Source organism: Undibacterium sp. GrIS 1.8 (assembly GCF_040544445.1).
Lineage (GTDB): Bacteria > Pseudomonadota > Gammaproteobacteria > Burkholderiales > Burkholderiaceae_D > Undibacterium.
The window spans coordinates 113,918-121,270 of sequence record NZ_JBEONQ010000011.1 but is presented as its reverse complement, the minus strand read 5'-3'; the positions used below and the strand labels follow the sequence as shown (position 1 = coordinate 121,270).

The following is a 7,353-nucleotide window of genomic DNA, read 5'->3' as shown; positions in this document are numbered from 1 at the left end:
CATATTACCGTGACGATATTCAACGCAGCACTGCCTTGAGTTCACGCGGCATTCATTATGTTGATGTAGGAACTAGTGGCGGTGTGTTTGGCCTAAAGCGTGGCTATTGTCTGATGATCGGAGGCGAGTCTGGCATCGTAAATTATCTCTCCCCTATTTTTGAGTCACTCGCGCCAGGCGCGGCATCACACGACACTGCGAATGACCGGACAAAAAGTGGGATGTCCGAAGAAGCAGCGATCAGTGATAAAAAAAACAAAAGTACAGCTCAATATGGCTACCTGCATTGTGGATCGCATGGCGCTGGCCACTTCGTAAAAATGGTGCACAACGGTATTGAATACGGTTTGATGGCGGCTTATGCAGAAGGCCTAAATATTCTACATAACGCCAATATAGGTGCAGTGAACAATACCTCTGGCGGTCACTCAAAAACTGCGACAGATGCGGAAACCACACCATTACGCAATCCAGAATTTTATCAATACCCATTTGATTTGGCTGAGATCACTGAGGTCTGGCGACGTGGCAGTGTCATTAGTTCCTGGCTCCTCGATTTAACTGCGAAGGCGCTACAAAAAGATCCCTCCTTAAGTACATTTGAAGGGCATGTGTCAGATTCTGGCGAAGGACGCTGGACGATGATTGCTGCAATTGATGAAGCTGTCCCCGCTCCTGTACTGAACGCAGCTCTATCTGAGCGTTTTAGCTCTCGGGGGAATGCTGGTTTCGCCAATCAATTATTGTCCGCGATGCGGCATCAATTTGGTGGACATGTTGAGAAATTGGATACAGATTCCTGATCAATATAGCTAATGATCTTTTTTACTATTTTGCGCTGACCTCGACTTTTTAGTGAACCTATTTTTGTTCGATGAAAGATGACTAATGGCAGAACCCGACGAGATTATTTTTCTATTGGACGTAGACAATACGTTGCTGGATAACGATCGCCTGCGTAGTGATCTGCGATGCCATCTTTCTCAAGAATTTGGCCCTGAAAATGAGGATCGCTACAACACTATTCTGGAAGAGCTGCGTGAAGAATTAGGCTATGTGGATTATTTGGGGGCATTACAGCGGTATCGAGTACAAGATATGAGTGATCCGCGGCTATTACTAATGTCGGCATATCTAATGGATTTCCCCTTCTCCGACTTGCTGTACCCCAACGTAAAAGCGGCGATTTCACATCTATCTTCTTGGGGAAAAACTGTAATTTTATCGGATGGTGATGTAGTTTTTCAGCCGAGAAAAATACAACGCTCTGGGCTGTGGAATGCGGTTGAAGGACGAGTACTGGTCTACGTCCACAAAGAAGACATGCTGGATGTAGTGGAGGCGCAGTACCCCGCGAAACATTATGTAATGGTCGACGATAAATTACGTATTTTGTCTACGATGAAAAGTCATTGGGGTGATCGACTGACGACAATCTTTGTTCGTCAAGGGCACTACGCACTTGATCCGGAAAATATCGCCAATTTTCCAGCTGCTGATATCACGATTGATCATATAGCAGATTTAATCCATGTTAATTTTCTTGAGGTCATCCATGCGCCGACATCATCTGATCCTCCATAACGACCACTCAACCCACCTCTTCTCATTCAGGCGATCATGAAACCAACAATACAACTACATCAGCTAGGACAAAGTCTCTGGTTAGATAACATCACAAGAGACCTGTTAAGCAGCGGTACCTTAGCAAAATATCTTGCAGAATTTTCTATCACGGGGCTGACATCCAATCCCACCATTTTTGAGCAGGCAATCCGAAACACCAATGCTTACGATGCAGATATCCATCAAAAATTGGAAGAAGGAAAATCTGCTGAGGCTGTATTTTTTGAATTGGCGATCAGCGATTTAACCCAAGCGGCAGCCTTGCTTCTTCCTATTTTCAAGGTTACAGACAGCTTAGATGGCTGGGTATCGCTCGAGGTGTCACCATTATTAGCGAATGACGCCGAGGGTACGATAGCAGAGGCAAAGCGGCTTTATCGTGCAGCAAATTGTCCTAATTTATTCATCAAAATCCCGGGAACGCCCGCAGGTCTGAAGGCGATCGAAGAATCAATTTTTGCCGGAGTGCCGGTGAATGTGACCTTATTATTTTCAAGCCAGCAGTATCTTGCAGCGGCAGAAGCTTATTTGTGCGGCATCGAGCGGCGCATCGCCGCCGGGTTGGATGCCAAAGTATTTTCTGTTGCATCGATTTTTGTCAGTCGTTGGGATACAGCAGTCAAACAGGAAATATCACCGGAGTACCACAATCGGCTTGGCATTGTGATGGCAATGCTGATTTATAAGACTTATCAAACATTGATGGTCTCCGCACGCTGGCAAAAAATTCTGCAGTCTGGTGCTTGTCCTCAGCGAATTTTATGGGCCAGCACAGGTACCAAAGATCCTCTTGCGTCAGATACCTTGTATGTGGATGCCTTAATCGCTCCTGGCAGTATTGATACCGTTCCTGAAAAGACCTTATTAGCTTTTGCAGATCACGGCAAGCCCGACGGCGTGTTACCTACCGATGGTGGCTTCGCCCAAGCGGTGCTGGAGGAATTCAGGCGCGAAGGCGTCGATGATGAGGCTTTGGCAGAAAGACTTCAAACTGAAGGCGTTGCATCGTTTGCAAAATCATGGGAAGCCCTGATCTTACTAATCGCTGAAAAGGGACGGCAACTTGCTCATGTCGATATGTAGGAAGAAATAGTTGACAGCAATCCCTTTGAATAAGGAAGCAATCCTTTGTAAAGATGGGTTGTCAAAATTGTCGCCAAATTATTGTATTGCGTTTTTAACCGGAGTCTTTTGTGAACGAGCCAGAACAATTTGCCGAGCTAGAAATCGATGAGCGATGTATTAACACCTTACGTACGCTGTCTATCGATGCTGTACAAAAAGCGCAATCAGGTCACCCCGGCACTCCGATGGGCGCGGCTCCAACCGCGTATTGCTTGTGGCAAGGCTTCTTGAGATACGATCCGGATAATCCCGAATGGATCAATCGTGACCGGTTTGTTTTGTCGGCTGGTCACGCCTGCGCTTTGCTTTATAGCCTGCTTTTTCTGACAGGCGTAAAAGCGAAATCGTCGAGCTATCCACCCGGCGATCGTCTGGCAGTGACTTTAGAGGATCTGAAAAATTTTAGGCAAGCAGGAAGTCGCTGCACCGGACATCCTGAATTTGGCTGGACGTCTGGAGTAGAAACGACAACCGGACCGTTAGGACAAGGACTGGCAAACAGCGTCGGCATGGCGATCTCAGAGCGCTGGCTGGCAGCGACCTATAACCGCCCTGGTTACGAGTTATTCAGCCATCATGTCTATGCTTTGTGCGGTGACGGCGACATGATGGAAGGCGTTAGCAGCGAGGCTGCATCGCTGGCAGGACATTTAAAACTAGCCAATCTATGCTGGATTTATGACGATAATCACATCAGTATTGAAGGTGCGACGTCAATCACTTTTACCGAAGATGTTGCAGCGCGTTTCCTCCCTTATGGTTGGCAGGTATTGAGGGTCAAGAATGCCAATAATCTGACAGCATTGACCAAGGCGTACCAGATTTTTGCCGATCTAGACGAGCGCGGTGACCGTCAGCAGCAAACGCATGATGCGAATGAGGATAGACCAACTCTCATTATCGTGGAAAGCCATATTGGTTATGGTGCGCCACACAAACAAGATACACGTGAAGCGCATGGCGAACCGCTCGGAGTCGAGGAAGTCCGTCTGACAAAACAATTCTATGGCTGCAATCCTGATCTACAGTTTGATGTACCAGATGGGGTTATTGATCATTTTAAGAGGCGATTTGGATTGCGTGGGGCAATTGCATATGCGACGTGGAACGCTTTATATCTGGCATATCGCAACGAATATCCAGATCAGGCTTCAGAGATTGACAAGATACAAGTACGTAATTTGCCTGAAAACTGGGAGACAGTCTTACCGGTTTTCGATCAGGATGAAAAAGGAATGGCAACGCGTGATTCCTCAGGTATCGTGTTAAATGCGCTGGCATTCAAAATACCTTGGCTAATGGGCGGTGCTGCGGATCTTTCGCCATCGACCAAAACGCAACTGAACTTATTGGGACCGAGTAATTTTCAAGCGATTGGACAAGCGGCGGAAGGCAATTATGCAGGCCGTAATTTTCATTTTGGCGTGCGTGAACATGCGATGTGCGCCATTGCAAATGGAATGAGTTTGTCTGGTCTGCGTCCGTTCGTGTCCAGTTTTTTAATCTTTACCGACTATTGTCGTGCCGCGCTCCGGCTGAGCGCCATGATGGAGTTGCCACTGATTTCTGTCTGGACGCATGATTCAATTGGCATGGGAGAAGATGGCCCCACCCATCAGCCGATAGAACAATTGGCATCACTACGCGCAATGCCCGGCATAGTGGTGTTGCGACCGGCAGATGCGAATGAGGTAGTAGAGGCCTGGCGAGTGATGATGCAATTTAAACAGACCCCAGTCTGCCTAGTGTTGACGCGACAAGCGGTACCAACTTTAGATCGATCGATTTATGCCAGCGCCAGCGGCCTTGCTTTTGGTGCTTACATCTTGGCCGAGACCACGGACAATCAAGTTGACGTCTTACTAATCGCTTCCGGCAGCGAAATGGGAATTTGCATCAAGGCATACGAGCAGCTGAAAACGGAGGGCATCCACGCCCGAGTCATCAGTATGCCCTCATGGGAAATATTTGAAAGTCAGACTCAAGCCTATAAAGACAAAATACTGCCACCTTCAATCAAGGCGCGTGTCGTGGTAGAGGCAGCCTCTACTTTTGGATGGGAACGCTATGCTGGTGTAGATGGCAGCATTTTAGGGATGCACACTTTTGGTATGTCGGCACCGATCAAAGTTCTACTAAGACAATTCGGATTTGAGCCCGAACATGTAGTGGCATCGGCTAAAGTACAAATGATCCTGCATCCGACACCACATCGCATTGAAGCCCCAGCACTGAAGGGGTAATGATAGGACAGATTTAATACTGAGTGGATGTATATATTAATTGTCCATACAATCATTGATCAATATAGAGCTTTTTTTAAATTATTTAGGGAGTATATAAGAATTCTCATTTCTACTCCTTTGTATGTTCCATTTTTTTCGTCAATTCAACTCAACACAACATAGCTTATGATAATCAGCCCTCTAGCTGGCAAACCAGCCCCCCCAGAATTACTCATCAATGTCGCTAAACTCGTGACGGCGTATTACACAGAAAGACCCGATGCATCTATCGCGTCGCAACGAGTGTTGTTTGGTACATCAGGTCATCGCGGTTCAGCATTTAATCGTAGTTTTAACGAGATGCACGTGCTGGCGATTAGTCAGGCAATTTGTCTCTATCGCAAGCAACAAGGTATTACCGGGCCATGTTTTATCGGAATTGATACCCACGCTTTGTCCGAACCCGCATTCGCCAGCGTATTAGAAGTCTTGGCTGCAAATGGGGTTGAGGTGATGATGGCAGCAAAAGGGGAATACACGCCGACACCGGCCGTATCGCATGCAATTTTGACGTATAACCGTGGACGGCAGCTTGGTCTGGCAGACGGCATCATCATCACACCTTCACACAATCCGCCAGAGCATGGCGGTATCAAGTACAACACCACCAACGGCGGACCAGCGGATACGATCATCACTGGCTGGATAGAAAAACAGGCAAACGATTTTTTGCAGAAAAGTACTCAAGGTGGTTTGGGTGATTCGCCCGGCATTTTACGCATGCCGTTTGAAAAAGCCCTGCGGGCGTCGACCACGCACTACTACGATTTTCTAAACGCCTACATCAACGATCTGGAGAATGTGATCGACATGACCTCCATTCGCGAGGCGAATATCCATATGGGTGTTGATCCACTCGGCGGTGCCGGTGTGCATTACTGGCCGGCGATTGCGGATCATTACAAACTCAATTTAAGCGTCGTGAATCCATTGGTAGACACTACATTCCGCTTTGTCACAGTTGACTGGGATGGGCAAATACGCATGGATCCGTCCTCGCCTTATGCCATGCATAACCTGACTGCCTTAAAGGATTGCTTTGATATTGCCTTTGCCTGTGACACCGATCACGACAGACATGGAATCGTCACGCCCAAAGTGGGACTATTGCCGACCAATCATTATTTATCGGTAGCTATCTATTACTTGTTTCAACACCGACCTCAGTGGAGTAAAAACTCTGCTGTAGGAAAAACAGTCGTCAGTAGCCAGATGATTGATCGTGTGTCAGCCAAACTGGGGCGACAATTAATTGAAGTGCCCGCTGGCTTTAAATGGTTTTCTGCAGGATTAGCCGATGGTAGTCTGGCTTTTGCGGGGGAAGAAAGCGCTGGCGCCAGCTTTGCCCGGCGTGATGGCAGCGCCTGGACGACGGATAAAGACGGTATGGTTTTAGCCTTGCTCGCAGCCGAAATCACTGCAAAAATGGGACATGATCTTGGCGATGTGTATAGCGATTTAACCCATGAGTTTGGTGAGCCTGTGGCTGACCGTAAGCAGGCGTATGCTAGCTTCGAGCAAAAAGCCAAGTTATCTAAACTGTCGCCAGAACAAGTGCAATCAACCAGCTTAGCCGGCGAAACCATACAGGCCATTTTGACCCGCGCACCTGGTAACGATGCCGCCATTGGCGGATTAAAAGTGATTACAGCAAATGGTTGGTTTGCTGCCCGCCCTTCAGGTACAGAAGATATTTATAAAATCTACGCCGAGAGTTTTCTCGGCGATGTGCATCTGCAAAAAATACTGGACGAGGCACAAGTTATCGTCGATCAGGCGCTGGCCGCTTAAAAGCTGATCCAGCAGCTGATTGTGTAGCTGGTACTGTCGCTGATTCAGCCGACGATTCGGATGAGTTTTTAAGCGTATCAGCACAAAAACTGGCAAGCTCAATCAGCGTCGTACGTATCGCCTGATTTGCGGCCACTACGCCACCATAGGAATTATCGCTCTCCGCATTGACGTTGGTATCAAACTCACGCCAGGCGATGATTTTATGGCTTGCGGTATCGGACAAATGCGCACGTAAAGTGAAGTGAACACGGCTTGGTTGGCTGAAAAATTCTTGCTGTAGCCGTACCACTTCTAAATCTAGCCGATACTGACTGACGATGGTGGTAGGCGATTGCATTACCGCACCAAATCGCCCGCTCTGCTCTATCGCATTGACCGCTAGTGGAAACAACATAGCAGCAGGCATATCTACCCATTGGCTTTCACGAAAATATTCCAGTAGATGCGGCTGGCGCATATACATCATTTGCTGCGTATCAAAACCGGCGGCCGCACGCGGGATACTCACAGTTAATGTTGGTCC

The 7,353-nt window shown here is 47.7% G+C and carries 6 protein-coding genes; 5 read left to right on the top strand and 1 reads right to left on the bottom strand.

The annotated features are described in order from the left end of the window. From AAKU64_RS07420 to pgm, 5 genes are all read left to right on the top strand, one after another. Positions 1-803 (top strand): NADP-dependent phosphogluconate dehydrogenase (locus AAKU64_RS07420; protein ID WP_354361952.1); only part of this gene is annotated, 803 nt, incomplete at its 5' end. Positions 804-888: 85 nt separating this feature from the next. Next, positions 889-1,584: an HAD family hydrolase gene (locus AAKU64_RS07415; protein ID WP_354332007.1), complete on the top strand. Its 696-nt coding sequence runs from the start codon at positions 889-891 to the stop codon at positions 1,582-1,584. Between the two features lie 36 nt (positions 1,585-1,620). Next, positions 1,621-2,709 (top strand): transaldolase, encoded by a 1,089-nt coding sequence (tal, locus tag AAKU64_RS07410; protein WP_354361951.1) that lies wholly within the window; start codon positions 1,621-1,623, stop codon positions 2,707-2,709. A gap of 110 nt (positions 2,710-2,819) precedes the next feature. Then, a complete protein-coding gene (gene tkt, locus AAKU64_RS07405) occupies positions 2,820-4,994 on the top strand; it encodes a transketolase (RefSeq protein WP_354361950.1) in 2,175 nt (724 codons plus the stop codon). Between the two features lie 168 nt (positions 4,995-5,162). Beyond that, positions 5,163-6,827: a phosphoglucomutase (alpha-D-glucose-1,6-bisphosphate-dependent) gene (gene pgm, locus AAKU64_RS07400; RefSeq protein ID WP_354332013.1), complete on the top strand. Its 1,665-nt coding sequence runs from the start codon at positions 5,163-5,165 to the stop codon at positions 6,825-6,827. On the opposite strand, the gene AAKU64_RS07395 is transcribed toward pgm, so the two are convergent. Continuing rightward, the gene (locus tag AAKU64_RS07395; protein ID WP_354332015.1) at positions 6,799-7,338 is read right to left on the bottom strand and encodes an ABC-type transport auxiliary lipoprotein family protein; all 540 of its coding nucleotides are present in this window, start codon (positions 7,336-7,338) and stop codon (positions 6,799-6,801) included. The genes pgm and AAKU64_RS07395 overlap by 29 nt on opposite strands. Positions 7,339-7,353: the final 15 nt, after the last annotated feature.

Bases quoted from the DNA above. Each gene is read 5' to 3' on its own strand.
- AAKU64_RS07415 (WP_354332007.1), top strand. From the start codon at position 889: ATGGCAGAACCCGACGAGATTATTTTTCTATTGGACGTAGACAATACG.
- pgm (WP_354332013.1), top strand. From the start codon at position 5,163: ATGATAATCAGCCCTCTAGCTGGCAAACCAGCCCCCCCAGAATTACTC.
- tal (WP_354361951.1), top strand. From the start codon at position 1,621: ATGAAACCAACAATACAACTACATCAGCTAGGACAAAGTCTCTGGTTA.